We start from the raw sequence: 24,401 nt of genomic DNA on the forward strand, positions 1-24,401 counted from the left end.
GTGACCCTGTCCGCCTCGCCCGTGGCCCCCCTGGGCGCCCACGCGCTGCTGATGTTCCTGCTCCAGGTCGGGGTGCTGCTGGGGACGGCCGTCCTCCTCGGCCGGCTGGCACAGCGCGTGGGCATGCCCGCCGTCGCCGGCGAACTCCTCGCGGGCGTGGTGCTCGGGCCGTCCCTGCTCACACCGCTGGCCCCCGGCTTCGCGGCCTGGCTGCTGCCCCGGCAGCCGGAGCCCATGCACCTGCTCGACGCCGTGGGACAGTTCGGTGTGCTGCTGCTGGTGGGCATCACCGGCATGAACGTCGATCTGGGGCTGGTCCGCCGCAGGGGCAGGGCCGCCGTGCTGGTGAGCGCGGGCGGCCTGGTCGTGCCCTTCGCCGGCGGGCTGGCGGTCGCCCTGGCGATCCCGGCCGCGCTGGCCGGCGACGGCGTGGACCGGACCGTCTTCGCCCTGTTCGCGGGCGTCGCGCTGTGCGTCAGCGCGCTGCCGGTCATCGCCAGGACCCTGCTCGACCTGGGGCTGCTGCACCGCGACATCGGGCAGCTCATCGTCGGCGCGTCCGTGGTGGACGACATCGCGGGCTGGCTGCTGCTGTCCGTCGTCTCGGCGATGGCCACCACCGGCGTGCACGGCCCGGACCTCGCCTGGTCCCTGCTGGGGCTCGCCGGGCTCCTCGCCGGGGCCCGGTTCCCGGGCCGGCCGCTGGTCCGCCGCCTCCTGCGGTGGTCCGGCCGGTCCGGGCGCGGCGAGTCCCTGGCCGCCGTGTGCACGGTCCTGATCGTGCTGGGGGCGGTGGCCAGTCACGCGCTCCACATGGAGGCGGTCATCGGCGCCTTCCTCGCCGGTGTCCTGATCGGCTCCTGCGAAGAGGCCGAGCGGGAACGGCTGGCACCCCTGCGGGTCTTCGCCGTCACCGTCCTCGCCCCGCTGTTCTTCGCGACCGCCGGCCTGCGGATCGACCTGACCGCCCTGGGCCGCCCCGAGGTGGCCGGCTCGGCCCTGCTCGTGCTGTGCGTCGCCGTCGCCGGCAAGTTCGCCGGCGCGTACGCGGGGGCCAGGGCGGCCCGGCTCGGCCACTGGGAGGGGCTCGCGCTCGGCGCGGGACTGAACTCCCGCGGCGTGATCGAGGTGGTCATCGCGATGGTCGGGCTGCGGCTCGGGATCCTCACCACGGAGATGTACACGATCATCGTCCTCGTCGCGGTCGTCACCTCCGTGATCGCCGCACCCCTGCTGCGCGTCGCCGTACGCCGGATGCCCCTCACGCACGAGGAACGGGTGCGGGAGCGGACGATGACCGGCGGCCCGGTGCTGCAGTCGAATTCCTGACGCATACGCGACGAATTTCCGACGCTCCGGACTCCCCCCTCGGATCCGGCACTAGCGTGAGGCCGACCCGTCCACCTGCGTGCGTGCTCGGCCCCAACCTCCTGGAAGGAAAGGCAAGATGACACAAGTGCAGCCGGCGACGGGCCAGCGGCCGCTGCTGCTCGTGGTGGCCACGGGCATACGGACGTACCGCGAGTATCTGCTGCGTTCCATCAGCGGCGAGTTCGACATCCACCTCTTCCATGTGGACGAGCCCACCTGGGAGAAGGAGTACCTGTCCGGCTGGACGGTCCTCACCAGCACCCAGGACGGCCCGGCGATGGCCGACGCGGCCCGCGGACTGCACGCGGACACGCCCGTCGCCGGCGTGCTGTGCTGGGACGAGGGACGCATCCACGCCGCCTCCTACGTGGCCGAGGCGCTCGGGCTGCGAGGCGGGGAGCCGGACGTGATCTGGCGGCTGCGCGACAAGGGCCAGACCCGTGCGGCCCTGGACGCCGCCGGTGTCGCGCAGCCCCGGTCCGTGCCGGTCAAGACGCTCGACGAGGCCCTGGCCGCGGCCGGCCGGATCGGCTACCCGGTGATCGTCAAGCCGCGCGGACTCGGGGCCAGCCTCGGTGTCGTGCGCGTCGACGGGGCCGCGGAGCTGGCGGAGAGGTTCGCGTTCACCGCCGGGATGAAGGGGCCGGACCCCGAGCCGCTGCGCTACAGCACCGACCAGCCGGTCCTCGTCGAGGAGTGCGTGACCGGTGACGAGATCAGCGTCGACGCGGTCGTCCAGGACGGCAAGGTGACCCCCCTGTTCATCGCCCGCAAGGTCGTGGGCTACCCGCCGTACGCGGAGGAGACCGGCCACTTCGTGGACGGTGCCGATCCGCTGCTCACCGATCCGCAGCTGCTGGACGCCCTCCAGGACACCCACACCGCGCTCGGCTTCCGGGACGGCTGGACCCACAGCGAGTTCATGCTGACCACCGCCGGACCGCGGCTGATCGAGGTCAACGGCCGGCTCGGCGGCGACATGATCCCCTACCTGGGCATGCTGGCCACGGGCATCGACCCCGGGCTGGCGGCCGCGCGGGCCGCCTGCGGCATCACCCCCGACACGACCCCCTCCCACCGGCGGGTCGCGGGCATCCGCTTCTTCTACGTCGAGCACGACGACACGCGGATCGCCTCCGTGACGTTCCGCGAGACGGGCCTGCCCGCGACGGTCGCGGAACTCGTGGCCGTGGCCAGGCCCGGTGCCGTCGTGTCACCTCCGCCGAAGGGCACGGTCTGGGGGCGGATCGCCTTCGCCATCGCCACCGGCGACTCCGTCGAGGAGTGCGGCGCGGCCCTGGACGCCGCCGAGTCGGCACTGGACGTACGAAGCGATCAAGACGCCCCCATGCGAGAGATGAGTTGAACGTGCATGGCAACTGAGGAGAAGAAGGACGAGAACGCGGCGATCTGGGCCACGTTCAGGAACTCGTCGGCGGCGGTGAAGACCATCCTCGCGGGCGTGCTGCTCAGCAAGCTGGGCGGATTCCTCAACGTCTTCATCGTGCTCTACCTGACCTACCGCGGGTACTCCGACAGCGAGGCGTCCTACGCGCTGGGCGCCTACGGGGCCGGCGGTGTGGCCGGCGTGCTCCTCGGCGGCACCCTCGCGGACCGCCTCGGCGCCCGCAACGCCACGATCGTGGGCATGGCCGGCACCGCGGTCCTCACGGCGTCGCTGCTCCACCTCCCCAACTACCCGTCCCTCGTGGTGGCGGTCGTCCTGGCCAGCCTCATGGCCCAGCTGTACCGGCCGGCGGCGGCCGCCCTGCTCTCCGAACTCACCTCCGGGAGCAGTCAGGTCGTCGTCTTCGGCATGTACCGCTGGTGCCTGAACGTGGGGGCCATGGCGGCGCCCATGGTCGGCCTCGCCCTCTACCACCTGGGCGGGGAGAGCTACACCCTGCTGTTCTGGGGCGAGGCGGTGATCGCGCTGGCCTACGCCCTCGTCGCCGCGGTCGTCCTGCCCCGCCGGGCCGCGCCGGCCGCGACGGACCCGGCCGCGCCCGAGGAGGAGAGCACGGCCGGCGGCTACCGGGCGATGCTCCGCGACCGCCGGTACGTGCTGTACCTGACGGCCACCCTGTTCAACGCCCTCATCTATGTGCAGTACCTGTCGACGCTGCCGCTGGACGTGGAGGCCCACCACTTCGACCTGTTCTGGTACACGGCCGCGGTCTCCCTCAACGGCTTCATGGTGATCGCCTTCGAACTGCCGCTCACGAAGGTGACCGGGCGGTGGCGGACGAAGATCACCGTGGGGGTGTCCTTCGCCCTGGTGGGCCTCGGCGTGGCCCTGTACGGCATGCCGATGGGGGCCGCCGTGATCATCGGCGCCACCCTGGTCTGGACGCTCGGTGAGATCATCGGCGGCCCCGCGATCTTCGCCCACCCGGCGACGGCGGGCCCCGCGCACCTGCGCGGCCGGTACATCGGCGCGTTCCAGTTCATGCACGCGCTCGGCACCGCCATCGGCCCCGTCCTCGGCGGCCTGCTGTTCGTCCGGCTCGGCCACGGCGTCTGGCCGCTGCTCGGCGTGATCGGCCTGGCCGCGGCGGCCCTCGGCGTCGCCGCCGTCCGCACACCGGCCCCGGAGCGTACCGAGCCGGCCGACGAAGTGGCCGCGCAGCCGGCCGAGGCCTAGAGGCCACACGTCCGCACCCGCGAAACGGCCGCCGCCCCGCAGGGGACGGCGGCCGTCGTGCCGTCCGTCAGCCGATGTCCAGGCTCCGGGCGAACGCCTCCAGCGCCGGGCCCGGTACAGGCACCACCGAGGTCTGGTAGCTCGCCATCATCCCCGGCACCACGTCGTCGTACTTCCGCAGCCACACGTCGGTGGCGTACACGGCCTGCGACAGTTCCACCCGCTCCTCCTCGGAGCGGAAGGCGCGCAGCAGGTAGTAGCCGTCCTCGTCGTTCAGGGACGGGCCGTGGGCGACCACCGTGATGCCGCAGTCGCGCATGAGCGGGATCGTGCCGTCCCTGCTGATGCGGTGGAACTCCTCCCGAACGCCCGGCTTCACGGTGAACAGCCGGATCTCCAGCAGCCATGGTGCACCCGCGTCGTTCATGTCGTCCCTCCAGCTGGTCACTTGACCCGGACTCCGGCCTTCCAGACCCCGGTGATGTGCTCGGGCTGCGCCAGTACCTCGATGTCCACGAGCGGGTCCTCGTCGAGGACCAGCACGTCGGAGTCGTATCCCGCGCGCAGCTGCCCGGACAGCGGCGCCTGCGGTCCCAGGGTGGCGGGGCCGGTCGCGGTGCCGGCCTCGATGGCCTCCAGCGCGGTCATGCCCGTCTTCACCAGCAGCGGCAGCTCGCGGCCGTTGCGGCCCCACGAGTCGGGCAGCTCGGTGCCGGTCAGCGCGATGTCGGTGCCCGCGGCGATCGTCACGCCCTGCTCGCGGGCGAGGGTGAGGGCCTCCGCGTGCCGCCCGGCCGTCGCCTGCAGCTTCTTCAGCGCGTACTCCGGCAGCATGTGGCCGTTGTCGAGGAGCTCCTGGAAGATGGTGCGCGTGGTGACGAGGATCGCCCCGCACTCGCGCATGGCCACGGCCGCCTCCTCGTCGAGGTACGTGCCGTGCTCGATGGTGGTGACCCCGGCCTCCAGCGAGGCCATGATGCCCGGCTTGCCGTGGCAGTGGGCGGCGACGATCCGGTCCGCCATCCCCGCGACCTCCACGATCGCCCGCAACTCGGCGTGCGTGAACTGCTGGTGGACCGGGTGGTCGACCTCGGACAGCACGCCGCCGGAGGCGCACACCTTGATCAGCTTGGCGTTGCGGCGCAGCTGCTCCCGTGCCGCGCGTGCGCACTCCGCGGGCCCGTCGGCCAGCCGCAGCTCACCGCCGAGGTGCCCGAAGTCCTCCACCCAGGACGTCGGGTAGCTGTGCAGGTCGGCGTGGCCGCCGGTGGTGGACAGGGTGGTGCCGGCCGGATAGACCGACGGGCCCTGGACGGTGCCCTCCTCGATCGCGCGGACCAGGTGGATGCCCAGCCCGCCGGTCTCCCGTACGGACGTGACCCCGGCGTTCAGCGCGGCCCGCAGGTCGGTGGTGATGCGCGCCGCCCGCAGCGCGACCGGCTCCTGGGGCAGCAGGGTGAGGTCGGCCGAGCGCAGACCCATGAAGTGGCCGTGGCAGTCCCACAGTCCCGGCATGACCGTGCGGGCCCGGACCGTGTCCGCCCGCGGGGTGGCGGGGGCCTCGGCGGCGGGCCCGGCGTAATCGATCGTCTTCCCGTCGAACACGACCACGCCGTTCCGGACCGGCTCGCCTCGACCGGGAATTAACTGCTCCGCTTCGATTCGCTGCAACATGCAGGGAGCAAACCAAAGGGGTGTTCCCCTGACAACCGGTGTTCGGGAACGCTAGTTGCCCCCTACGGCCGCACTCCGTTCACGGTGTCAACACGCCCTGCGCGTCCACGGAGACACGCGCCTGCTGCGCGGCCCGGTGCCGGAACACGTGCCGGTACGTCTGCGGGGACACGGTCGTGACCCGGCCGAAGTGGTAGCGGAGATTGGCGGCCGTACCGAACCCGGTGCGCCGCGCGATGTGCTCCACCGGTTCGTCCGTGGTCTCCAGCAACTCCTGCGCCAGCCGCACCCGCTGCTGCAAAAGCCACTGCAACGGGGTGATGCCGAGCCGGTCCCGGAACCGCCGCGCGAACGTGCGCTCACCCAGATGCGCGGCGCGCGCGAGCTGCGGCACGGTCAGCGGCTCGTGCAGCCGCTCCTGCGCCCACTGCAGCGCCGGCGCGAGGTCGTCGCTGGCCTCCGCGCGCACCATGGGCTTGGTGTACTGCGACTGGCCGCCCTCCCGGTGCGGCGGTACGACCATCCGGCGGGCCACCTCGTTGGCGACGGCCGCGCCGTGGTCCTGGCGCACCAGGTGCAGGCACAGGTCGATGGCCGAGCCGGTGCCGGCCGAGGTGAGGATGTCGCCCTCGTCGGTGTAGAGCGCGGAGGGCACGAAGTCGACGTCGGGGAAACGGTGCGCGAAGTCCCCGGCGTTCATCCAGTGCGTGGTCGCCGTACGGCCCGTCAGGAGCCCCGCCGCCGCCAGGACGTACGCGCCGGTGCAGATCGACACGATCCGCCTGCCCCTGCCGTGCGCCTCGCGCAGCACCTCCACCAGCCGTGCGGGCGGGTCGAGTTGCACGGGCCGGGCGCACGCCGAGACGAGGATGGTGTCGGCGTCGAGCAGGTCGTCGTAGCCGTAGGGGGTGCTCACCTGGAGGCCCGCCGCCGTGCGCAGCGGCCCGGACGAGTCCCCGCACATGCGCAACTCGTACCAGGGGTCGACGAGATCGGAGCGGTCGGTCCCGAACACCTCGCACGGCACGGCCAGTTCGAACGTCGGTGTGGCATCCGTAACGGCGATCGCGATCACGTGGGGACGCATGTCGGTAATTTAGCGCACGATGTCAAAACAGCCGATGGTGCGGACGGACGCGGCCGGGCGATGCTGGCCGGTATGAGCGAAGCAACGTCAGACCCCTCCGGGTCACCGTCCGGGGGAACCCTCAGCGCGATGCAGGGCACCGCCATGTACGTGGGCGCCGTGCTCGGCACCGGTGTCATCGCCCTGCCCGCGCTCGCCGCCGAGAAGGCCGGCCCCGCGTCGCTGCTGGCCTGGCTGGCCCTCGTCGTCCTGTCGGCTCCGCTGGCCGCCGCCTTCGCCGCTCTGGGCGCCCGGTACCCCGACGCGGGCGGGGTCTCGACGTACGCGAGGAAGGCCTTCGGCGAGCGTGCCTCCGCCGTCGTCGGCTGGTGCTTCTACCTCGCCGTACCGCCGGGCGCCGCCGCCGCCGCGCTCTTCGGCGGCGCCTACGTGTCCTCCGCCGTGGGCGGCGGCAGCACCACCACGACCCTCACCGCCGCGGGGCTGATGCTCGTGGTCACCGCCGCCAACTCGATGGGCCTGCGCGTGACGGGGCGGTTCCAGTTCATGCTGGCCGGGCTGCTCGTCACGCTGCTGCTGCTCGCCGTCGCGCTGTCGCTGCCCAAGGCGGACACGGGCAACCTCGAACCCTTCGCCCCGCACGGCTGGTCCGCGGTCGTACCGGCGGCCGCGCTGCTGGTCTGGAGCTTCGCGGGCTGGGAGGCGATCACCCACCTGGCCGGCGAGTTCCGGCGCCCGGCGCGCGACCTGCCCCGGGCCACCTACTCGGCCGTGGTGATCGTGGGCGCGCTGTACCTGCTGGTGGCCTTCGCGGTCATCGTCGTCCTCGGCGACAGCGCCTCCCACTCCGACGCCCCGCTCGGTGACCTGATGGCCCGGGGCCTGGGCGGCAACGCCCGCTACCTCGCCGCGGGCGCGGCCCTGCTGCTCACCACCGGCGCCATGAACGCCTACTACGCCGGCGCCGCCAACCTCGGCGCCGCCCTCGCCCGCGACGGCGCGCTGCCCGGCTGGATGTCCCGCGGCAGCGTCGCCGGAGAGGTCCCGCGGCGCAGCCTCGCGGTCGTCTCCACCCTGTCCTTCCTGGCCCTGTTCGCCGTGGAGCTGACCGGCCTCGGCACCGAGCCGCTCGTCCTGCTCACCACCGGCTCGTTCGTGGCCGTCTACGCGATCGGCGTGGCCGCCGCCGTACGGCTGCTCCCCAGGGGAACCAAGGGCCGCGCCTCCGCGCTGGGCGCGTGCGTCGCCGTCACGGCCCTGCTGATCATGGCCGGCCTCTACCTGCTCTGGCCCCTGGTCGTCGCCGGCGCGGCCCTGCTCTACCTCCGGCTGAACCGCGGCCGCGGCACGACTCCCGCGCAGGCCGAGGTCCCCGCGCCACCGCCGCTGGAGCCGGCCTCCGACACCAGGGAAGCGGCGTCGTGACCGTTCCCGCGACCCCGCCCTCCGCACCCTCCGCGACCCCACCCCCCGCCTGGTCGCCCCCGACCGTGCAGAGCCTGCAGCGGGCGGTGGCCACCTTCCTGGGGCAGGACGTCGACGTGCCGGCCCCGCCGGTGACGGCCTCGTACGAACCGCTGGCCCACGACGACCCGCCCGCCGCCCTGAAGTGGCTGAACTCCTGGGGGTGCAGACTCCGTTACCCGCGACCCGGGGAACCGGACGTCTTCGGCCCCGCACTGCGCGCGTGGACAGCGCGCTGGTACCCGCTCCTCCCGGACCCGGGCACCCCGCTCGGCGAACTCACCGACGACGCCATCGCGCCCCTCGGCGAGTGCTACACCGACCTGTCCGCACTCCGCGTCGGCCCACCGGACCGCCCCCGCACCCTGGGCGCGACCGCCGCCGCGAAACTCCTCCACGGCCTGCGCCCGCGCACCCTCGTCCCCTGGGACGAGGCCATCGCCCGCAGGCTGCACGGCGCCCGGGACGCCGCGGCCTACGTGGCCCACCAGCGGCTGAACCGGGACTGGGCCCGGCGCATCCTGGCCGACAGCGGCCTGGAGGAGGCGGAACTCGCCGTCCTGTACCGGTGTCCCGGACGGCCGCTCGCCAAGATGCTGGACGACTACGCGTACCTCACATTGACCCGATCGGACACAAGGTGATCCTTCGCATTGACCACATCGGGCTGGCCACCGAGGACCCCGATGGTGTTGCCGCCTTCATGACCACGCTCGGCATGCGCAAGTACGACGAAGGGCATGCCGACGACTACGGAGTGGCCTGCGAGTTCTGGCAGTTCGGGGGTGGTCTGGGCAACCCGGCCGTGGAGATCGTCTCCCCGACCCAGGAACGCTCCGCCATCAGCGGCCGCCTCCAGCGCCAGGGCCCCGGGCTCTACCACATCGCCTTCGAGGTCGACGACCTGGAGAGCGAGACGGCCCGGCTGCGCGGCCAGGGCTTCACGGCGGTCGACGCGGAGCCCTGCAAGGGCGCGCACGACGGAATGACGGTGGCCTTCCTGTACGCCCCGGCACCGGCCGGCCTGCTGATCGAACTCGTCCACTACGCCCCGGACCGGGGGCGTGCCGCGTGATCACCCTCGACGACGTCCGCGCGGCGGCGCTGCACCTGCCCCGCACGGAGGAACACCTGGTCCGGGAGTACGTCAAGTTCAAGGTGGGCCGCATCGTGTACGCGTCGGTCTCCCCGGACGAGACGACGATGGGCTTCGCCTTCCCCCGCGAGGAACGCGAGTCCCTGATCTCCTCCGAGCCCGAGAGGTTCCAGCTCCCCCGCGCCTCCGACCTGCGCTACAACTGGGTCCAGCTGCGCATGCCGGCATTCCCTCCCGAGGAACTGCCCGCCCTCGTCCTGGACGCCTGGCTGATGGCGGTACCCAGGTCGGTCGGAGCGGCGTACCTGGAGTCGCTGCCGGGGGAAGCCTGACGGCTCCTTTCGCCGGCCGCGGTCGGGGGAAGCCTGACGGCTCCTTTCGCCGGCCGCGGTCGGGGGAAGCCTGACGGCTCCTTTCGCCGGCCGCGGTGGGAGGAAGCCTGACGGCACCTCCGCAGGCCGCTGTCGGGCCGCCGCCCGCGAGCATGCCACCCCGCTCGCGGGCCGTCGTCCGTCTCCAGGCCGACCGCGTCCCTGCTGGAGATCAGCGCATGCACATCGGAGCGCCGGTCCGTATGAACACCAGTTCACCCGTTGGGCCGGTCCGGGCTGCGGGCCGGAGGCGGCCCTTCTAGCGTCGGGGGCGAGGGAGACCCGGAGGAGTGTGAGGGAGACGCCGATGGCGGACGAAGAGTTGGAGCGACTGGCCACGGAAGCGTGGCTGTACGGGTATCCGCTGGTGACGGCGGCCGTGACCAAGGACGTGATGACGGCGGTTCCGGCCCGGGACGACGACGCGCGCAAGGCCCCGGTCAACCAGTTCTGCTACATGCGCCGCACCCCGGACGCCTCTTTCACCGAGGTCGTCTCCCCGAACGCCGACACGCTGTACTCCAGTGCCTGGCTGGACCTCTCGGAAGAGCCGTTGGTGCTCAGCCTGCCCGACTTCGGGGACCGGTTCTGGATGGTGCCGATCCTCACGGCCTGGTCCGATGTCTTCGCCGTCCCCGGCAAGCGCCAGCACGGCTCGACCGCCGGCCCGTTCCTCCTGGCCGGTCCGTCCTGGTCGGGGCAGGCCCCGCAGGGCATGACGGTGCTGACCTCACCCACCGCCGTGAACTGGATCATCGCCCGGTACGCCACCAGTGGCCCCGCCGACTTCCCCGCCGTTCACCGGCTCCAGGACCGTACCCGGCTCATCCCCCTTTCCCAGTGGACCGGGAACCCGGACGACTACACCCCGCCGGGCGACGTCCCCGTGGCCGGCGGAGTCGACACCACCACCGCTCCGGTCGGCCAGGTCGACCGCCTCAGCGGCCAGGAGTACTTCGCGCGCCTGAACCAGCTCATGGTCGACAACCCGCCCGCCCCCGCCGACGCCGCCTTCCTCGACCGTCTGACCCGGCTCGGCATCGCCCCCGGCGCCGACCTCGACGGCCGGCCGGCGGACGTGGTCGCCGCCCTGGATGCCGGAGCGGCCCTCGGCCCCAGGACGCTGCGCGACCTCATGAACCAGTCCGAGTCCGCCGGGAACCAGGTCGACGGATGGACCATCCACCGGGGCCTCGGCAACTACGGGACCGACTACGCCAAGCGCGCCATCGTCACCTGGGTCGGCTACGGCGCCAACCTCGACGTCGACGCCCTCTACCCGCACGCCACCACCGACGCCGACGGCCGGCCCCTGCACGGCTCCCACAGCTACGTCCTGCACTTCGAAGCGGGGCAGACCCCGCCCGCCCGGGGCTTCTGGTCCCTGACGATGATGAACGACCGGCAACTGTTCGTCGACAACCCGCTGAACCGCTACGCGATCGGTGACCGCAGCGGCCTGCGCAGCAACCCCGACGGGTCCCTGGACATCTACCTCCAGCACGACAACCCCGACGCCGACCGCGAGAGCAACTGGCTCCCCGCACCGGAGGGCGACTTCAACGTCTTCCTGCGCCTGTACTGGCCCGAGGAGGCCGCCCTCACCGGCGCATGGACCCCGCCGCCGCTCCAACGAACCAGCTGAACCGTGAGCCCGGAGCCGCCCAAGGGCGCGTCACCGAACACCGGCAGCCGCGCCCGGGACCATCTGGCCAACGAACGCACCTACCTCGCCTGGCTCCGCACCGGCATCAGCATGGCCGCCCTCGGCGTAGCCATCGCCAAATTCGCCCCCCACCGAGGAATCCACGCCGTCGTCTCCGGCGGCATCCTCCTCCTCGCCGGGCTCCTCATCAGCGGCTACGGCACATACCGCTACCGAACCGTCGGCCGGCAACTCGACGCCGGCCTCTACGCCCCCGCACGCTCCGGCCTCGTCACGGCCGCCACCCTGATCACCCTCCTCGCCCTGCTCGCGATCACCGTGCTCCTCTGACCGGCCCAACTCGTCGCTCACCGACCGGACTTAGGGTGGTGCCGTGACGGACGAGACAACGGACGAGACAACGGACAGACTGCACCGCTTCCGTGCCGAGGCCGCGTCCCGGGGCCTGCCGCCGCAGGCCGTGGAGGAGTGGATCCGCAGCGTCCTGCCGGCGGTGTACATGGCGCAGGGCGGTGACGGACCGCTCGTAGCCCGGCTGGGCGGCGACCCGGTCCTGCCGCACGGCGTGCCGGAACCGCGCCTGCCTTTCGTGGCCTGCGTCGACCTCGCCGCCCTCCCCGCGCGTGCGGACGGGCGCCTCCCGCTCCCCTCCGACGGGCACCTGCTGCTCTTCGCCGCACCGGATGCGGACGACTTCGAGGGCCCGGTGCCCGACGCGGTGATGTACGTCCCCGCGGGCACACCCACCACCAGGAGGCCTGCCGCAGACAGCCGGCGCGAGCCTTACGCGCCGAGGCACCTGCACACGCTCTGGCACCAGGTGTGCCCCAAGACCGACGCCAGCTTCGCCGAGGACCACTGGGGGGACCCGGACGACGTCCAGTACGCTCTCGCCGAGGAACTGGACAACGCCTGGTCGCGTACCGGGGGCGGGCGGCCCCCCTGGGACCTCCAGATCGGCGGCCACCCCATCGTCCTGCAGAACGACCCCGTCCACTGGGCTCGCCACTCCACGCCGGACGCCGAGGACGACTGGAACCTCCTGGCCACCTGGAGGTGCGGCGACGACGTCACGGAACTGGACGCGGGCGTCATCCACTGGGTCATCCGGCGCGACGACCTGGCAGCCCTGCGCTTCGACCGGGTGCACGGCTACGTCGACATGTCCTGACCACCCACGGAGAACGGGGTGCCGGGCCGCCGCAAGAGCGCGGCGGGAGTCACCGCCACCGCGAACTGGTCGCGATGGCCCGCAGTTGGGCCGGTGTCAGCAGCGGCGTGGCACGGGTCGAGGGGGCGTCCTGGCTCGGTGCCTGCCACTGCAGGAGGGTGACGTAGAGCCCGTCGGGATGCCACGAGGCACCAGCCCAGCAGCCCGTCCGGCGTCTCTTCTCCGGTGGATCCCGTGTCTGTCACGCCGAGAATCTTGAGGCACGGAAGGCGCGCGAGCCAGCTGTTATCAGCTGAGCCGACCGGAGACCCCTTGCGGATCACCAGCCGCAGGAGACGCGTCCTGGGCCAACCCGATCGAAGCCCCCTTCGGACCGCTGCGGCAGTTCACCGTCGCCAACTCCAACCACCGCAACACACCGCCCGAACGCGGGCCCTTCACGCCCACCTGCGCTGGCGCGACGCCAACACCCGCCACCCAGACGTCCTCACAGCCCAACGCCGTGAACGTGCCCGGATCCGCAGCGAGAAAGGCATCCGCTGGGGCGTCAGGCCCCTCCAAGTCGCAACCTGACCCGGCCCGCTGAAACCCATGCGGTCACAGCACTAGCCTCGGCTGCGCATCATCGACATCAGCAGCCCGTGGGTCTCGTCGTCGGCGGCGACCACAAGCCCACGACCTGTCTCACCAATCGGGGCACCGTCGATCCCGGTGACAGCACAGCCGGCAGCCCGGCACAAAGCGATGCCGGCCGCGAAATGCACGCTCCCGGAGAGGTCGCCGCCATCGGTGACATATGCGGCGCGCTTGCCGGCAGCGACCCAGGCCAACGCCAGCGTCGTGGATACGACGCGCGGCCGGAAACGTTCGACGAACGCAGGGTGAGCCAGCAGATCCACGGCCCGGAATCCGGGCGCACTCGGGAACGGCGGATCCAGGTTGACGTCCACCAACCGGGTAGCGGGCGAGGGAGTCAGCAGTGCGTCATCCGCCCCGTCATTCCGCACCCAGGCAGCCTCCCCGTCAGTGAAGAAAACCTCGCCGCTGAACGGGTCGGCCACCGCCGCCACCCCATCGCGCAGCGCCACGTTGACGGCCACCAGCATGCTTCCGACGGCGTAGTTCAGCGTGCCGCACAGGGGATCCACCAACCACTGGCGCACCGCGTCGGCGGCGCCCTGCTGCCCGCCTTCCTCGCCGAGCACCGCGTCATCGGGCCGTGCGGAACGGATGACGCCAAGAATCGCCTTCTCGGCTTCCACATCGGCGGCGGTGGCAAAGTCCCCGGCACCCTTGTCGATGCGGTTGAGCCGCCGGCCGTACATGGTGCGGACCACGTCCGCGCCAGCCCGCGCCCCGGCTATCGCGACTGCGGCATCGTCGGAACGCGCGTATGAGTCGATCACGCCGAGCAGACTATCGACGCGGAGCTACCGCCCCGGCGAACCCTCCCGGTCAGAGCACCAGCCGCGCCTTTACGGTGCGGTTGTGGTGCGAAGCCCACCCACAGGCCCAGACAACAAACAACCCCCAGGCCGCTGACCTGGGGGTTTCTCATGGAGCGGGTGACGAGAATCGAACTCGCGCTCTCAGCTTGGGAAGCTGATGTTCTACCATTAAACTACACCCGCGTAAGTACGGAAGCGGTCCCCGAGGGGCCGGTCCGGACGGTGCTCACTCTACATCATCGCAGGGCCCCGATGGTCGGACCGAGTGGGATCCGGCTGCGGGTGGGGCCGGAGTTGGGGCGTACCGTGGAGGGCCGGGGGAGGCCCGGGAGAGGGCCGGAGTGCCGCCTGGAGACTCGTCTCTTTGATCCCGTAATGTGGCTTTTGTCGTCCGGCTGGCAGCGCCGGACGCGGCTCTTGGGGAAGGGACTTGAGGGACTTGATGGAACGCACCGTCGTCCGATGCGCGGACGGGCACGTCTTCAGCACCACTTCGTTCCCGATGCAGCAGGCCGAGCGGCTCGGCCCCGGCCGGCTGGTCCGGTGCCCGCGCTGTGCCCGGCTGCGCAGTGCCGTGCCTGTCGTCATGGCGAAGCGGTGACCAGGGAGCAAGGGAACCGGCCGTAGCCGGACTGTCACAGCGAGCGCGCGGAGTTGTCGTGATTGCCACGGCTCCGCGCGCCTTGCGTATCCTCGCTACGTGCTTCTCTCAGACAAGGACATCCGGGCCGAGATCGACGCCGGGCGGGTACGGATCGATCCCTACGACGAATCCATGGTGCAGCCGTCGAGCATCGACGTACGGCTGGACCGGTACTTCCGGGTGTTCGAGAACCACCGGTACCCGCACATCGACCCCTCCATCGAGCAGGCCGATCTGACCCGGCTGGTCGAGCCCGAGGGCGACGAGCCGTTCATCCTGCACCCAGGGGAGTTCGTGCTCGCCTCCACGTACGAGGTGATCACCCTCCCAGACGACCTCGCCTCCCGTCTCGAAGGCAAGAGCTCGCTCGGGCGGCTCGGGCTGGTCACGCACTCCACCGCCGGGTTCATCGACCCCGGCTTCAGCGGGCACGTCACCCTGGAGCTGTCCAACCTCGCCACGCTTCCGATCAAGCTGTGGCCGGGGATGAAGATCGGGCAGCTGTGCATGTTCCGGCTGACCTCGCCCGCCGAGCACCCGTACGGCAGTGAGCGCTACGGCTCCCGGTACCAGGGGCAGCGCGGGCCGACCGCCTCGCGGTCCTTCCTCAATTTCCATCGGACCCAGGTGTGAGGGCGACGACAGCATGAGCAGCGCAGACGTGCGGGAGAACCTGACCTACGAGCGGTTCGGGACCGCCATCCGCGAGTTGGCGCAGACCATCGCCGACGACGGGTACGAGCCCGACATCGTGCTGAGCATCGCCCGGGGCGGGGTCTTCGTCGCGGGCGGACTCGCCTACGCCCTCGACTGCAAGAACATCCACCTCGTCAACGTGGAGTTCTACACCGGTGTGGGAACGACCCTCGAAATGCCGGTCATGCTCGCCCCCGTACCCAACGTGATCGACTTCTCGGACAAGAAGGTGCTGATCACCGACGACGTCGCCGACACCGGCAAGACGCTCAAGCTGGTGCGCGACTTCTGCCTCGACACCGTCGCCGAGGTGCGCTCCGCGGTGGTCTACGAGAAGTCCCACTCCCTCGTGAAATGCGAGTACGTGTGGAAGCGGACCGACGACTGGATCAACTTCCCGTGGAGTGTCGAACCGCCCGTCGTGCAGCGGACCGGCCAGGTTCTCGACGCCTGAACCGGGCGCGCGGAGACCGGACACCCGGTACGGAGATAAAGAGAAGGGGCCCGGCGGGGCCCCTTCCTCTCTCTCCGGGAGATCAGAACGTCCCCAGCTTCACGATCGACAGCAGGGCGATCAGTTGGATCGCCGACGCGCCCAGGGCCTTCGGCCAGGGCAGGTCGTGGGAGCGGGAGACCATCAGGGTCAGCAGGGCGCCCGCGCCGATCCAGGTGGCCCAGCCGAGGAGCTGGACGAAGCCGGCGTCGCCGCCGAAGAACATGGCGACGATCAGGCGGGGCGCGTCCGTGAGGGCCGTGATCAGCATGGACAGACCCACCGTCGGCTGCCAGGCCCCGTCACCGCCGAGCTGGCGGGCCAGGGTGTGCGTGACGACGCCCAGGACGAACAGGCCGAGCACCATCACGACAGCCGTGATCAGCACGATCGGCACCGCGTTGGCCAGCGTCGCGCTGATCGCGTCCTGGCGGGCGCCGTCGAAGCCGAAGACCGCGAGCAGGCCGTAGAGGAACGTCACGACGACGGCGGGGACCCACATCGTGTAGTCCCGCATGCGCAGGAACGTCTCGTTCGGGGACAGGACGATCCCCTTGAGCAGTTCCTTCCAGTGCAGGGGCGGCCCGAGCGGCGCGGCGGGCGCGGCGGCACCGGCCTGGTAGGTCGAGCCCTGGGTGTAACCGGCGGCCTCGTCGACGGAGAAGGCCTGGGTGTGGCCCGGGTTGTCGGCCGCGTACGGGTCGCGCGCGCCGGGCCCCGGTCCCGGGTAGCCGCCGTCGCCGAAGTACTCCGGTCCGTCGTCGCCGGGCCCGGGGTGCCCGTACGACCGTCCCTGCTGCGGGTACGGCGGCTGCGGCGCCGACGGGTAGCCGTACGAGGGGCCCGGAGCGCCCGAGTGGCCCGGGGCGCCCGGCCGGCCGTACGGCGGCTGACCGTACGACGGTCCTCCGGGCTGAGCCGGGCCGTGCCCACGCCCGTACGACGGTCCGTGCTGCGCCTGTTGTCCCTGGGGGGTGCGGTTGTCCCGGCCCCCGCGTCCGATCCTGAATCCAGCCACGTCATCGAACGTACCTGGTCCTGGCGGCCGATGCGCCGGGCCCGGTGGTCCGGGCCCGGCTTTGCTGCCGACCTGTGACATCCCCTAAGGGGCCCTCAGCGGCCGGCCTCGGGGTTCCTCGGGGATCCCCCCCCGTGCTCAGTCCGCGAAGACCGCCCCGAGCTGCGGGCTGCCCGAGGCCGAGACGCCCACGGTGTCCACGCCGAAGGCGCGCGAGCCGGACGTGGTGATCTTCCTGCCGTCGGACGGCAGGAAGGTGATCGCGCCGTCGCCGCCGTTCTCGTACGAGCCGATCACCAGGTCGGCCTTCCCGTCGCCGGTGACGTCGTCGAGCTTGACGTCGGCGCCGAAGAGGTCGTTCTTCTCGTCGCCGCCCGGGACGCCCGCGGTGGACTGGGCGAAGGCCTGGGCGCCGGAGGTGGTGTTCACACCGGTGCGGGAGCCGTACAGGACGGTGACCTGGCCGGTGTTGGTGACGCCGCCGATGTCCTCGTTGGGGGAGCTGACGACGATGTCCTGGCAGCCGTCGCCGTTGACGTCGCCGAGGTCGAGGTCCCAGCCGAAGCCGTCGCCCGTCTCGGAGCTGCCGGGCACGTTGCCGGTGTCCTGGTTGATGAGCTTGACGCCGGCGGGGCCGGCGGCGGACCCGTAGGTGACGCTGATGCGGCCGCCCTTCGCGGAGTCCGGGACGGTGTGGCCGTCGCTGGTCCTGTTGTCCCAGGAGGCGCCGGTGACGATGTCGCCGAAGCCGTCGTGGTTGATGTCGCCGATGCCGGTGACGATGCCGGACTTGAGGGCCTTCGCGGAGGCGGTGCTCAGGCCGTTCGCGGTGCCCGGCAGCCAGTAGTTGGTGTTCCAGTGGGACGAGGTCTTCGTCTCGTAGCCGTCGACGACGAGGTCGGTGCGGCCGTCGCCGTTGACGTCGCCGGCGGTGAGGTTCATCGGCCCGTACGGGTAGTCGTTGGTGCCCGGCTCGATGGGCGGCTTGACGGTGGTGCGGCTGCCCGGGGTGCCGGTGCCGGTGAAGCCGCCCTTGTAGAGGTAGAGGGTGGCGGCGGAGCTGCCGACGACCAGGTCGGCCTTGCCGTCGCCGTCGAAGTCGCCGGCGGCCAGGTTCAGGCCCCAGTAGTCGTGGGAGCCGGCGGCCGGGTCGGGGATCTCCACGCCCTTGCCGGTCAGACCGCTTCTGGAGCCCCACAGGAGGGTGACGGCCCCGCCGTTGGTGTCGGTGCCGACCTTCTCGTGCGGGGTGCCGACGGCGAGGTCGTCGAAGCCGTCGTGGTTGAAGTCGGCGTACGCCAGGTCGTAGCCGAACTGGTCGCCGGTCTCGGCGGTGCCGGGCACGCCGGCGGAGTTCTGGCTGAGGGTGGTGCGCTTGGCGGCGGAGACGCCGGTGGAGGTGCCGTACAGGACGACGACCTGGCCGGCGTCCTTGTGGCCGCCGACGTAGGCGGTGGCGGCCGAGGTGGCGATGTCGCCGATGCCGTCGCCGTTGAAGTCGGCCCTGGCGACCCGGGTGGAGTCGGCGGCGGTGGCCGGCGCCGCGGCGAAGGTGAGCAGAGCGCCCGTCACAGCGGCGGCCGCGGCCGTCGCGAGGGCGAGTCGGGAGTACGCGTGCATGCGGTCTCCTGCTGCATGCGGGGGACGCCCCGGGCGGGGCGTCCGCAGACGATGGGGGCGGGCCGCTCGCCTGTACGGCGGCGCGGCCGGCGATCAGGAGACCCGCGGGGGCGGGGAAGGGTTGTACGCGCGTTCGACGGGTTCCCGGGGCTGCCGTGCCGTGCCGTGCGCGGTCGCCGGTGTGCCGCGGGGCGGGGCTCCGCCGCCCGGACGGCGGGCGGGGAGCCCCCGGCCGGGTCATCTGCCGGCCGCCTCCCACAGGGTCACCGCCAGGGCCGTGCAGGAGACGACCGCGGCCAGTGACGGCAGGGGCCAGCGGGTGCGCTCCAGGGCGTCGAGGCGGTCCTCGTGGTCGCCGAGGGTCTTGTCGGTCTGGTCGGCGCGCTGCAGGAGGAGGGCCAGGTCACCGCGGGTGGTGGCGAAGCCGACGTCCACCGAGCGGCGCAGCCGCTCCAGCTCCAGGGCGACTCCTTCGCCCGGGTGGCCCGTCACGGTGCGTCCTCCTCCCCCTTGCGCAGCCACCGCGGCAGGGCCTTCTCCACGGCGGGCGCCGACATCAGCCGGCTGACCGCCGCCGCCACGGTCACCAGCGCACCGAACGCGGGCAGGTCGGCCAGCCGGGGGTCGTCGGCCAGCAGCGGGAGGGCCGCCGCGACCGCCAGCAGGGTCTGGACCGCCGTACGGACGGTCCTGCGGGTCGAGTCCGTCATGTCAGCCGGCTCCGTTCTCGTCGGTTCTCATCGGTTCTCGTCGGTCTCGCACACGGGTGTCGTCGGCTCGCTCACACCCGCGGGACGCGCAGCTTCGTCCAGCTCGTGCGGCCGGGGACGCCGTCGGCGTCGGCGCCGGTGTAGCCGAGCTTGCGCTGCCAGGCCGCGTAGGAGCGGCGGTCCGCCTCCGTCCAGTCGGGGCCCGGTCCCCGGTCGTAGCGGCCGCAGCCCTCCGCCACCAGGCGCCGACCCATCGCGGTGATCACCGCGCTGTGCCGGCCGGCCGTGAAGAACGCCGGGCCCGGGAACGGCTCGTACGGGTCCGGGCCGGTGCCCGTGCCGAGCCGCCCGGCGATCCGGGTGCGCATCGACGGCATGGAGAAGCTGGGGTCGATCTTGCGGGTCGTCCACTCCTTGTGGCCGATCACGCGGTCGGCGCCCCAGCCGTGCGCCCGGCAGATCGCCGCCGCGATCCTCTCCACGGCCAGCAGCTGGGCCTCGGGGTAGGGGTCGCGTCCGTTGCCCCAGTTCTCGATCTCGAAGCCGTAGAAGTGGGCGTTGCCGTCGACCGCGTCCGGGCCCGGCCGGGCCGGGAGCGCGGTGCCGGTGCGGACGGCGTCGTAGACGGCCTGCGAGCCGCGGCCGGCGTGGTTGGTGCGGCCGTAGCCGACCAGGTGGGCCGTGCCGTCCTTGGCGATGACCGCGATGCACAGCGGGCCCGGCAGATCGGGGCGGCCGGTACGGCAGATGTCGACGCTGGCCGCGCCGACCGTGTGGTGCAGCATGACGCCCGCCATCGGGCCCCAGGCGCCGATGGCGTTGCGGTTGTGGGTGGACCAGGTGCCGTGCTCGGTGGTCCGGACGCCCTCGGCGCGCAGCGCGGCGCGGAAGGCGGAGGCGGACAGGGGTGTCGCCATGGGGGTTCCTCTCGTGGGGCGGGAACGCCGGAGCCCCGGCGGCCGTGACGGGCACGGCACACCGGGGCTCCGGGGTGTTCGGTACGGCGGGTGTTCGGTACGGCGGGTCAGAGGACGGGGTCGACGCGGATGAACCGGTTGTCGTAGCCGACCGTGTTGGTGCCCGAGGAGGGCACGGAGGACCAGTACGTCGGGGTGGCCGAGTACGCCGTGCCCGGGGTGAGACCGGTGACGACGAACTGGCTCGACGCGGAGATGCGGTCGGTGTTGTAGACCGAGCAGGCGCGGTCGATGGAGGACGCCAGGAACACCGAGTTGTCCGAGAGCTTCTTCACGGTGGCGCCCATGAAGCCGGACGCGGCCATGGAGCAGTTGATCCAGGCGCCCACCGTGATGATCACTTTGCCGCCGGGCGGGGCGGTGAACGCGCCGACCAGCGGGTCGCCGGTCGCGCCCGAGAGGGTCTCGGCCGGGGTGGTCGAGGTGGTCGTACCGGCGTCGTTGTTGTAGAGGAACACCGGCGTCGCCGCCACCGGCAGCCAGGCCGTGCCGGTGTAGTACGTCAGCTGGCCGGGGCTGGACAGCCAGGCGACCATGCCGGCGGCCGGGGTGGTGACGGCCGCGTCGCGGGCGGCGGCGGTCGCGTAGCGCAGGATCGTGCGGGCGTCGACGGTCTCGGCGAGGCTCTGCAGGTGCTGGGGCAGGTTCGCCGGGTCGGTGGGCTGGGGGTAGGGGATGCCGCTGAGCGGGGTGTAGGCGGTCATGCGGGGCTCGGCTCCTCACTGAGGTCGGGGTCGGACGGGTCCCCGTCCGGCGGTGGGGCGGGTACGGACGGGGCGGGGCCCGGCTGCGCTTCGGCGAGTACGGCGCCCTCGTCGGTCTCCGGGGGCGCGGGCGGCTCCTCGGACGGCAGCTGCGTGACGGTGACCTCGACGGGCGTCAGGATCACGACGGGGTCGTCGGACGTGCCGTCCGGGGCGGCCGGCACCGGTTCCGCTGCGGGCTCAGACACGTGCTCCCCCCTTGACCGCGGCCCAGGTCAGGCCGGACGCGGTGAGATCGGACAGCTTCGGGTAGGCGGCGGTGACCGCCGCGTACGTCACCGAGGGCACCGGCGCCGGGCTGCTCGGCGCGTCCGGGGTCAGCCCGGCGTCGGCCGGCAGGGCGCCCGGATCGACCCCGCGCAGGGTCAGGGTCTGCTGCACGCCGCCGTCCGCGGTGGCCGCGGTGCGGATGCCGACGACCCAGGCGAGGGTGTCGAGGGCGGCACCGGTGCCGTCGACGACGCGGACGACGTCCCCGAGCTGGATGCGCGGGTCGTACAGCACGTCGACGTCCCCGATGACCGGTACGGGCAGCACGCCCGCGTTGCGCATCGCCTTCGCCAGGGCCGCGGCGGAAGCGGCGTCCTGCATCCAGTCGGTGCTGTCGGCGGTGTACTCCTGCCGGCCGTAGTACTTCTCGCTCGCGACGCCGTTGGGGTCGTTCGCCGGGTCGTCCAGCATGGCGACGGCCACCCGGTCGACGGCGTCGAACTTCGGCTTGAGCGTGACCAGGACGAGGGACGGCTTTCCGTCGGTGGTGACGGTGTAGAGCGTCCGGGTGTCGCGGTTGGTGTACCGGACGACCAGGTAGCCGTCCTCCCGGCGGATGAGCATGTCCACCATGCCCTTGACGGCGGTGCCGCCCGTCGGCGCCGTGCCGAACCGGACGTTGCTGCCGCTGGTGACGACGGAGTCGTCGTCGGTGGTGGGCGGACTGATGTCGTACTCGTCGTTCGACAGCAGGTACTTGACCGTGGTCGTCGAGCGGGCCGGCAGGGTGCGGATCACGCTGTCCTGGGTCCGCACGCCCGTGTCGTACCCCACGCCCCGCCAGTCCCGGTACGGCTGCACGCAGTAGTTGCGGCACGCGTCGATCTCCTCGGTGGCGGTCAGCGAGGCGATCTCCCGGGTGCTGGTGAGGGTGAGATCGGGGGTGGTGGGCCGGGTGGCGAACCGGGTGTGGTTGCGCCACCGGAACACGCCCCGCTCGTCGATCTCCGCCGTGGACATGCTGGCCTTGGCGATCTGCGAGAGCACCTCCCACTGGGAGCCGCTGATCCGGGGCAGCGCGTACAACGGGAGCACCACGTAGTCCAGTTCGACGCTCTTCGTCCACGCCCAGGCGCCGGTGTGCGAGAACTCGGCGGTCGTCGGGATGGCCGGCAGCCCGCTGGTGACCTGCAGGCACTCGGTCGGCAGGTCGGTGAACAGGGACACCTGGTACAGCTCGGAGGCGTACTGCAGGGCGCTCGCGTTGGAGAAGGTCGCCTCGCTGCCGAGGAGCTGGGAGCCGTCCGGCGCGGTGAGCCGGGGCTGCACGGTCGGGTAGACGCTGCTGGTGCCGCTCGTGGTGTCGACCCAGAAACCGAGGTGCCAGACGCCCCGCTGGTTGAGCGCGGACCAGGTCCACTCGAAGTACCAGACGGAGTCGAGGTCGTTGGAGACGATGCGCACCCAGCGCTCCGCGAAGTTCACGATGAGCTTCAGGAAGCCGACGTCCGAGCCGTTGCGGTTCAGGTCCAGCTGGAGGACGACCTTGTCGCCGTTGCCGATCCCGTCGTCGCCGCTGTCGCTGTCGTAGCGGACGGAGTTGTCGACCCACACCTCGGCGAACAGCTTGCTGCCGGGGACGGTGACCCGGCTGCGCGGGAACCAGGTCGCCCGCAGCTGCGGCTGCTTGGGCACCAGCGCCATCTCGTGTGGGGCCCCCTGCCGGCTGAAGGTGTACGTCTCCGGGTCGGGCAGCACCTCCGGCTGGCCGTAGGGGGTGCTGAACCCGCCGTGCAGGGAGGCGTACACCAGGGTCAGCGGCTTGCCGTCGGCGAAGTCCGGGTAACGGGCCGGCGGGCAGGCGTACATGCCGCCCTGGCGCAGCAGTTCGGAGACGCACCAGGTGGCCGAGGAGACGGGCCGGTTCGAGTAGAAACCGGCGTACGGCTTCGGCAGCCAGGCCGGGCCGCGCAGCCGCTCCGCCCCGTCGAGCGCGGTGACCTGGACGGCGTCGCTGCCGGAGGCGGCGGAGCGGGAACGGACCGTGCCGCGGAACGCGGGCAGCGTGGCGCCACCGACCCCGCCCTCGTGGACCACGGACTGCCCGGGCCGCACGACGTCGCCGGTGGCGCGGTCGGCCCACGGCGAGTACATCTGCGGAGCCGTCCGTCCGCCGGCGCCCGACAGCTGCAGTTGCAGCTGGGCCGCCGAGGAGCCGGAGAAGGCGCGCATCGCGGCCGGCAGGTCGGTGGCGTACGACCGCTCCAGCTGCCAGGACTGCACCTGCGCGGAGACGTCCTTGCCGCCGAGCCGGGTGCGGTGCCGGGTGGTCCGCTCGCCGGCGGACAGGGCGGCTGCCGTGGTGTTGTCAGCCGGCTGCACCGGACACCTCCACGAGGTCGAGGCCGATGCTGCGGTAGGGCAGCGGGCGGCCCGGGGTGTCGCTGTAGCCGGTGACCGACATCGGCGGCAGACCGTCGCCGGGGACACCGGCCTCCGCCGTGCCGCCGTAGGTGAAGCAGGCACCGGCGAGCGCGTAGGTGCCGGCGGTGCCCGGCTTGGCGGTGGGGGTGGCGTACACGGCGCCCGCCGGGACGGTGCCGGTGACGTAGGGACCGGTGGCCGTCGCGGAGGCGAGCCAGCTGCCGTCGGCCTTCTTGAAGTCGATGCCCACGCTCAGCGTGCCGAGCGCGGCCAGGGCGGCCGGGGCCCGGAAGGACACCTGGAGGCCGGGGGAGACGGGGAAGTTGCCGAAGGTGCTGGTGTGGCGCCAGCCAACCGCGCTGTTGGCGTCGGCGGCGGTGAAGACGAAGGTGCCGGGCGCGGTGGTGCTCTCGGCGACCGTGCCGGTCGTGGAGGTCTTGAACCACTGTGCGAGGCCGGTGACGTCCGCCGCGCCGGGGACGCCGGTGCCGGCGGCCTGGGACGCGCCGAGCACGTTGCCGGCGGCGGGGTCGACGACGTACACCGGACCGGGGCCGTCGACGCGGCGGGCGATGCGGTCCAGGGCGCGCGCGTGCGCCGGGGCGAGCAGGTCCCAGGACAGCTTCAGCCGACGGACGGGGGTCTGGTTGCGGGTGACGGTGACCCGGCCGCCGAGCGACTTGAACTCGGTGACGCCGAGGTCGGCGCTGCGGTCGAAGGACTTGGCGGCCTGGTCGATCTCGGTCATCGCCCCGGGCGGGCCGATCCAGAGATTTCCCATGAGGACTCCTGAGGGCATGAGGGCGTGCAGGCATGCGGGCATGCGGGCATGAAAAAAGGCCGACGGGCGTGAG

General features: G+C 72.2%; 26 protein-coding genes, 1 tRNA gene and 1 pseudogene. 14 read left to right on the forward strand and 14 right to left on the reverse strand.

Annotation, left to right across the window (positions count from 1 at the left end; genetic code table 11):
- From ACZ3ZD_RS17240 to ACZ3ZD_RS17250, 3 genes are all read left to right on the forward strand, one after another.
- Positions 1–1,329 carry a cation:proton antiporter gene (locus tag ACZ3ZD_RS17240; protein ID WP_467397771.1) on the forward strand — a complete coding sequence of 443 codons (1,329 nt, stop codon included), beginning with the start codon at positions 1–3 and terminating at the stop codon, positions 1,327–1,329.
- A 118-nt stretch (positions 1,330–1,447) separates the two neighbouring features.
- On the forward strand, positions 1,448–2,737 hold the full coding sequence (locus ACZ3ZD_RS17245; protein WP_467397774.1) for an ATP-grasp domain-containing protein: 1,290 nt from the start codon (positions 1,448–1,450) through the stop codon (positions 2,735–2,737).
- A 6-nt stretch (positions 2,738–2,743) separates the two neighbouring features.
- Complete coding sequence (locus ACZ3ZD_RS17250; protein ID WP_467397776.1) at positions 2,744–4,015, forward strand: MFS transporter; 1,272 nt, start codon at positions 2,744–2,746, stop codon at positions 4,013–4,015.
- 67 nt (positions 4,016–4,082) lie between these two features.
- Here the strand turns inward: ACZ3ZD_RS17250 and ACZ3ZD_RS17255 are convergent, their stop codons facing one another.
- From ACZ3ZD_RS17255 to ACZ3ZD_RS17265, 3 genes are all read right to left on the reverse strand, one after another.
- Complete coding sequence (locus tag ACZ3ZD_RS17255) at positions 4,083–4,442, reverse strand: hypothetical protein (protein ID WP_467397778.1); 360 nt, start codon at positions 4,440–4,442, stop codon at positions 4,083–4,085.
- Between the two features lie 17 nt (positions 4,443–4,459).
- Positions 4,460–5,689 carry a metal-dependent hydrolase family protein gene (locus ACZ3ZD_RS17260; protein ID WP_467397781.1) on the reverse strand — a complete coding sequence of 410 codons (1,230 nt, stop codon included), beginning with the start codon at positions 5,687–5,689 and terminating at the stop codon, positions 4,460–4,462.
- Positions 5,690–5,768: 79 nt separating this feature from the next.
- Positions 5,769–6,776, reverse strand: coding sequence for a GlxA family transcriptional regulator (locus tag ACZ3ZD_RS17265; protein ID WP_467397783.1), 1,008 nt, complete (start codon positions 6,774–6,776; stop codon positions 5,769–5,771).
- A 129-nt stretch (positions 6,777–6,905) separates the two neighbouring features.
- Between ACZ3ZD_RS17265 and ACZ3ZD_RS17270 the strand changes: the two genes are divergently transcribed.
- The 8 genes and pseudogenes from ACZ3ZD_RS17270 to ACZ3ZD_RS17305 form a co-directional block, all read left to right on the forward strand.
- A complete protein-coding gene (locus tag ACZ3ZD_RS17270) occupies positions 6,906–8,201 on the forward strand; it encodes an APC family permease (RefSeq protein WP_467397786.1) in 1,296 nt (431 codons plus the stop codon).
- The gene (locus ACZ3ZD_RS17275; protein ID WP_467397788.1) at positions 8,198–8,884 is read left to right on the forward strand and encodes a hypothetical protein; all 687 of its coding nucleotides are present in this window, start codon (positions 8,198–8,200) and stop codon (positions 8,882–8,884) included. The genes ACZ3ZD_RS17270 and ACZ3ZD_RS17275 overlap by 4 nt, the downstream gene beginning before the upstream one ends.
- Positions 8,881–9,315 carry a VOC family protein gene (locus tag ACZ3ZD_RS17280; protein ID WP_467397791.1) on the forward strand — a complete coding sequence of 145 codons (435 nt, stop codon included), beginning with the start codon at positions 8,881–8,883 and terminating at the stop codon, positions 9,313–9,315. Before ACZ3ZD_RS17275 ends, ACZ3ZD_RS17280 begins: the two co-directional genes overlap by 4 nt.
- A complete protein-coding gene (locus ACZ3ZD_RS17285) occupies positions 9,312–9,668 on the forward strand; it encodes an MmcQ/YjbR family DNA-binding protein (protein ID WP_467397793.1) in 357 nt (118 codons plus the stop codon). Before ACZ3ZD_RS17280 ends, ACZ3ZD_RS17285 begins: the two co-directional genes overlap by 4 nt.
- A gap of 346 nt (positions 9,669–10,014) precedes the next feature.
- Complete coding sequence (locus ACZ3ZD_RS17290) at positions 10,015–11,352, forward strand: DUF1254 domain-containing protein (protein WP_467397795.1); 1,338 nt, start codon at positions 10,015–10,017, stop codon at positions 11,350–11,352.
- 3 nt (positions 11,353–11,355) lie between these two features.
- On the forward strand, positions 11,356–11,703 hold the full coding sequence (locus ACZ3ZD_RS17295; protein ID WP_467397797.1) for a YidH family protein: 348 nt from the start codon (positions 11,356–11,358) through the stop codon (positions 11,701–11,703).
- A 43-nt stretch (positions 11,704–11,746) separates the two neighbouring features.
- Positions 11,747–12,544, forward strand: coding sequence for a DUF1963 domain-containing protein (locus tag ACZ3ZD_RS17300; RefSeq protein WP_467397802.1), 798 nt, complete (start codon positions 11,747–11,749; stop codon positions 12,542–12,544).
- Between the two features lie 337 nt (positions 12,545–12,881).
- Positions 12,882–13,117 (forward strand): annotated as a pseudogene (locus tag ACZ3ZD_RS17305) (IS630 family transposase); the annotation flags it as partial.
- A gap of 32 nt (positions 13,118–13,149) precedes the next feature.
- On the opposite strand, the gene ACZ3ZD_RS17310 reads toward ACZ3ZD_RS17305, so the two are convergent.
- Together ACZ3ZD_RS17310 and ACZ3ZD_RS17315 are read right to left on the reverse strand one after the other, a co-directional pair.
- Complete coding sequence (locus tag ACZ3ZD_RS17310; protein WP_467397804.1) at positions 13,150–13,950, reverse strand: inositol monophosphatase family protein; 801 nt, start codon at positions 13,948–13,950, stop codon at positions 13,150–13,152.
- 151 nt (positions 13,951–14,101) lie between these two features.
- Positions 14,102–14,175, reverse strand: a tRNA-Gly gene (locus tag ACZ3ZD_RS17315).
- A gap of 259 nt (positions 14,176–14,434) precedes the next feature.
- Between ACZ3ZD_RS17315 and ACZ3ZD_RS17320 the strand changes: the two genes are divergently transcribed.
- The 3 genes from ACZ3ZD_RS17320 to ACZ3ZD_RS17330 all read left to right on the forward strand — a co-directional run bounded on the left by ACZ3ZD_RS17320 (position 14,435) and on the right by ACZ3ZD_RS17330 (position 15,785).
- Positions 14,435–14,593: a hypothetical protein gene (locus ACZ3ZD_RS17320; protein WP_467397806.1), complete on the forward strand. Its 159-nt coding sequence runs from the start codon at positions 14,435–14,437 to the stop codon at positions 14,591–14,593.
- A gap of 99 nt (positions 14,594–14,692) precedes the next feature.
- A complete protein-coding gene (dcd, locus tag ACZ3ZD_RS17325; protein WP_384464285.1) occupies positions 14,693–15,268 on the forward strand; it encodes a dCTP deaminase in 576 nt (191 codons plus the stop codon).
- Positions 15,269–15,281: 13 nt separating this feature from the next.
- Positions 15,282–15,785 carry a phosphoribosyltransferase gene (locus tag ACZ3ZD_RS17330; RefSeq protein ID WP_467397809.1) on the forward strand — a complete coding sequence of 168 codons (504 nt, stop codon included), beginning with the start codon at positions 15,282–15,284 and terminating at the stop codon, positions 15,783–15,785.
- 82 nt (positions 15,786–15,867) lie between these two features.
- Here ACZ3ZD_RS17330 and ACZ3ZD_RS17335 read toward each other — a convergent pair whose 3' ends face one another.
- The 9 genes from ACZ3ZD_RS17335 to ACZ3ZD_RS17375 form a co-directional block, all read right to left on the reverse strand.
- Entirely contained in the window at positions 15,868–16,923 is a 1,056-nt protein-coding gene (locus ACZ3ZD_RS17335) for a Yip1 family protein (protein ID WP_467397811.1), read from the reverse strand.
- A gap of 57 nt (positions 16,924–16,980) precedes the next feature.
- Positions 16,981–18,462 carry an FG-GAP and VCBS repeat-containing protein gene (locus tag ACZ3ZD_RS17340; RefSeq protein ID WP_467397814.1) on the reverse strand — a complete coding sequence of 494 codons (1,482 nt, stop codon included), beginning with the start codon at positions 18,460–18,462 and terminating at the stop codon, positions 16,981–16,983.
- Positions 18,463–18,699: 237 nt separating this feature from the next.
- Entirely contained in the window at positions 18,700–18,954 is a 255-nt protein-coding gene (locus ACZ3ZD_RS17345) for a hypothetical protein (RefSeq protein WP_030342341.1), read from the reverse strand.
- The gene (locus tag ACZ3ZD_RS17350; protein ID WP_030342342.1) at positions 18,951–19,172 is read right to left on the reverse strand and encodes a hypothetical protein; all 222 of its coding nucleotides are present in this window, start codon (positions 19,170–19,172) and stop codon (positions 18,951–18,953) included. The genes ACZ3ZD_RS17345 and ACZ3ZD_RS17350 overlap by 4 nt, the downstream gene beginning before the upstream one ends.
- A 71-nt stretch (positions 19,173–19,243) precedes the next feature.
- Positions 19,244–20,089, reverse strand: coding sequence for a peptidoglycan-binding protein (locus ACZ3ZD_RS17355; RefSeq protein ID WP_467397817.1), 846 nt, complete (start codon positions 20,087–20,089; stop codon positions 19,244–19,246).
- 107 nt (positions 20,090–20,196) lie between these two features.
- Positions 20,197–20,853: a hypothetical protein gene (locus tag ACZ3ZD_RS17360; RefSeq protein WP_467397819.1), complete on the reverse strand. Its 657-nt coding sequence runs from the start codon at positions 20,851–20,853 to the stop codon at positions 20,197–20,199.
- Complete coding sequence (locus ACZ3ZD_RS17365) at positions 20,850–21,101, reverse strand: hypothetical protein (protein ID WP_467397821.1); 252 nt, start codon at positions 21,099–21,101, stop codon at positions 20,850–20,852. Before ACZ3ZD_RS17365 ends, ACZ3ZD_RS17360 begins: the two co-directional genes overlap by 4 nt.
- The gene (locus ACZ3ZD_RS17370; protein ID WP_467397824.1) at positions 21,094–23,505 is read right to left on the reverse strand and encodes a hypothetical protein; all 2,412 of its coding nucleotides are present in this window, start codon (positions 23,503–23,505) and stop codon (positions 21,094–21,096) included. The genes ACZ3ZD_RS17365 and ACZ3ZD_RS17370 overlap by 8 nt, the downstream gene beginning before the upstream one ends.
- Entirely contained in the window at positions 23,492–24,328 is an 837-nt protein-coding gene (locus ACZ3ZD_RS17375) for a hypothetical protein (RefSeq protein ID WP_467397826.1), read from the reverse strand. Before ACZ3ZD_RS17375 ends, ACZ3ZD_RS17370 begins: the two co-directional genes overlap by 14 nt.
- Positions 24,329–24,401: the final 73 nt, after the last annotated feature.

The sequence above is a fragment of the Streptomyces sp. NPDC023481 genome (assembly GCF_055560195.1).

Bases quoted from the DNA above. Each gene is read 5' to 3' on its own strand.
- ACZ3ZD_RS17265 (WP_467397783.1), bottom strand. From the start codon at position 6,776: ATGCGTCCCCACGTGATCGCGATCGCCGTTACGGATGCCACACCGACG.
- ACZ3ZD_RS17250 (WP_467397776.1), top strand. From the start codon at position 2,744: ATGGCAACTGAGGAGAAGAAGGACGAGAACGCGGCGATCTGGGCCACG.
- ACZ3ZD_RS17260 (WP_467397781.1), bottom strand. From the start codon at position 5,689: ATGTTGCAGCGAATCGAAGCGGAGCAGTTAATTCCCGGTCGAGGCGAG.
- ACZ3ZD_RS17245 (WP_467397774.1), top strand. From the start codon at position 1,448: ATGACACAAGTGCAGCCGGCGACGGGCCAGCGGCCGCTGCTGCTCGTG.
- ACZ3ZD_RS17340 (WP_467397814.1), bottom strand. From the start codon at position 18,462: ATGCACGCGTACTCCCGACTCGCCCTCGCGACGGCCGCGGCCGCCGCT.
- ACZ3ZD_RS17355 (WP_467397817.1), bottom strand. From the start codon at position 20,089: ATGGCGACACCCCTGTCCGCCTCCGCCTTCCGCGCCGCGCTGCGCGCC.
- ACZ3ZD_RS17330 (WP_467397809.1), top strand. From the start codon at position 15,282: ATGAGCAGCGCAGACGTGCGGGAGAACCTGACCTACGAGCGGTTCGGG.
- ACZ3ZD_RS17375 (WP_467397826.1), bottom strand. From the start codon at position 24,328: ATGGGAAATCTCTGGATCGGCCCGCCCGGGGCGATGACCGAGATCGAC.
- ACZ3ZD_RS17290 (WP_467397795.1), top strand. From the start codon at position 10,015: ATGGCGGACGAAGAGTTGGAGCGACTGGCCACGGAAGCGTGGCTGTAC.
- ACZ3ZD_RS17360 (WP_467397819.1), bottom strand. From the start codon at position 20,853: ATGACCGCCTACACCCCGCTCAGCGGCATCCCCTACCCCCAGCCCACC.
- ACZ3ZD_RS17320 (WP_467397806.1), top strand. From the start codon at position 14,435: ATGGAACGCACCGTCGTCCGATGCGCGGACGGGCACGTCTTCAGCACC.
- ACZ3ZD_RS17270 (WP_467397786.1), top strand. From the start codon at position 6,906: ATGCAGGGCACCGCCATGTACGTGGGCGCCGTGCTCGGCACCGGTGTC.
- ACZ3ZD_RS17335 (WP_467397811.1), bottom strand. From the start codon at position 16,923: ATGTCACAGGTCGGCAGCAAAGCCGGGCCCGGACCACCGGGCCCGGCG.
- ACZ3ZD_RS17350 (WP_030342342.1), bottom strand. From the start codon at position 19,172: ATGACGGACTCGACCCGCAGGACCGTCCGTACGGCGGTCCAGACCCTG.
- ACZ3ZD_RS17255 (WP_467397778.1), bottom strand. From the start codon at position 4,442: ATGAACGACGCGGGTGCACCATGGCTGCTGGAGATCCGGCTGTTCACC.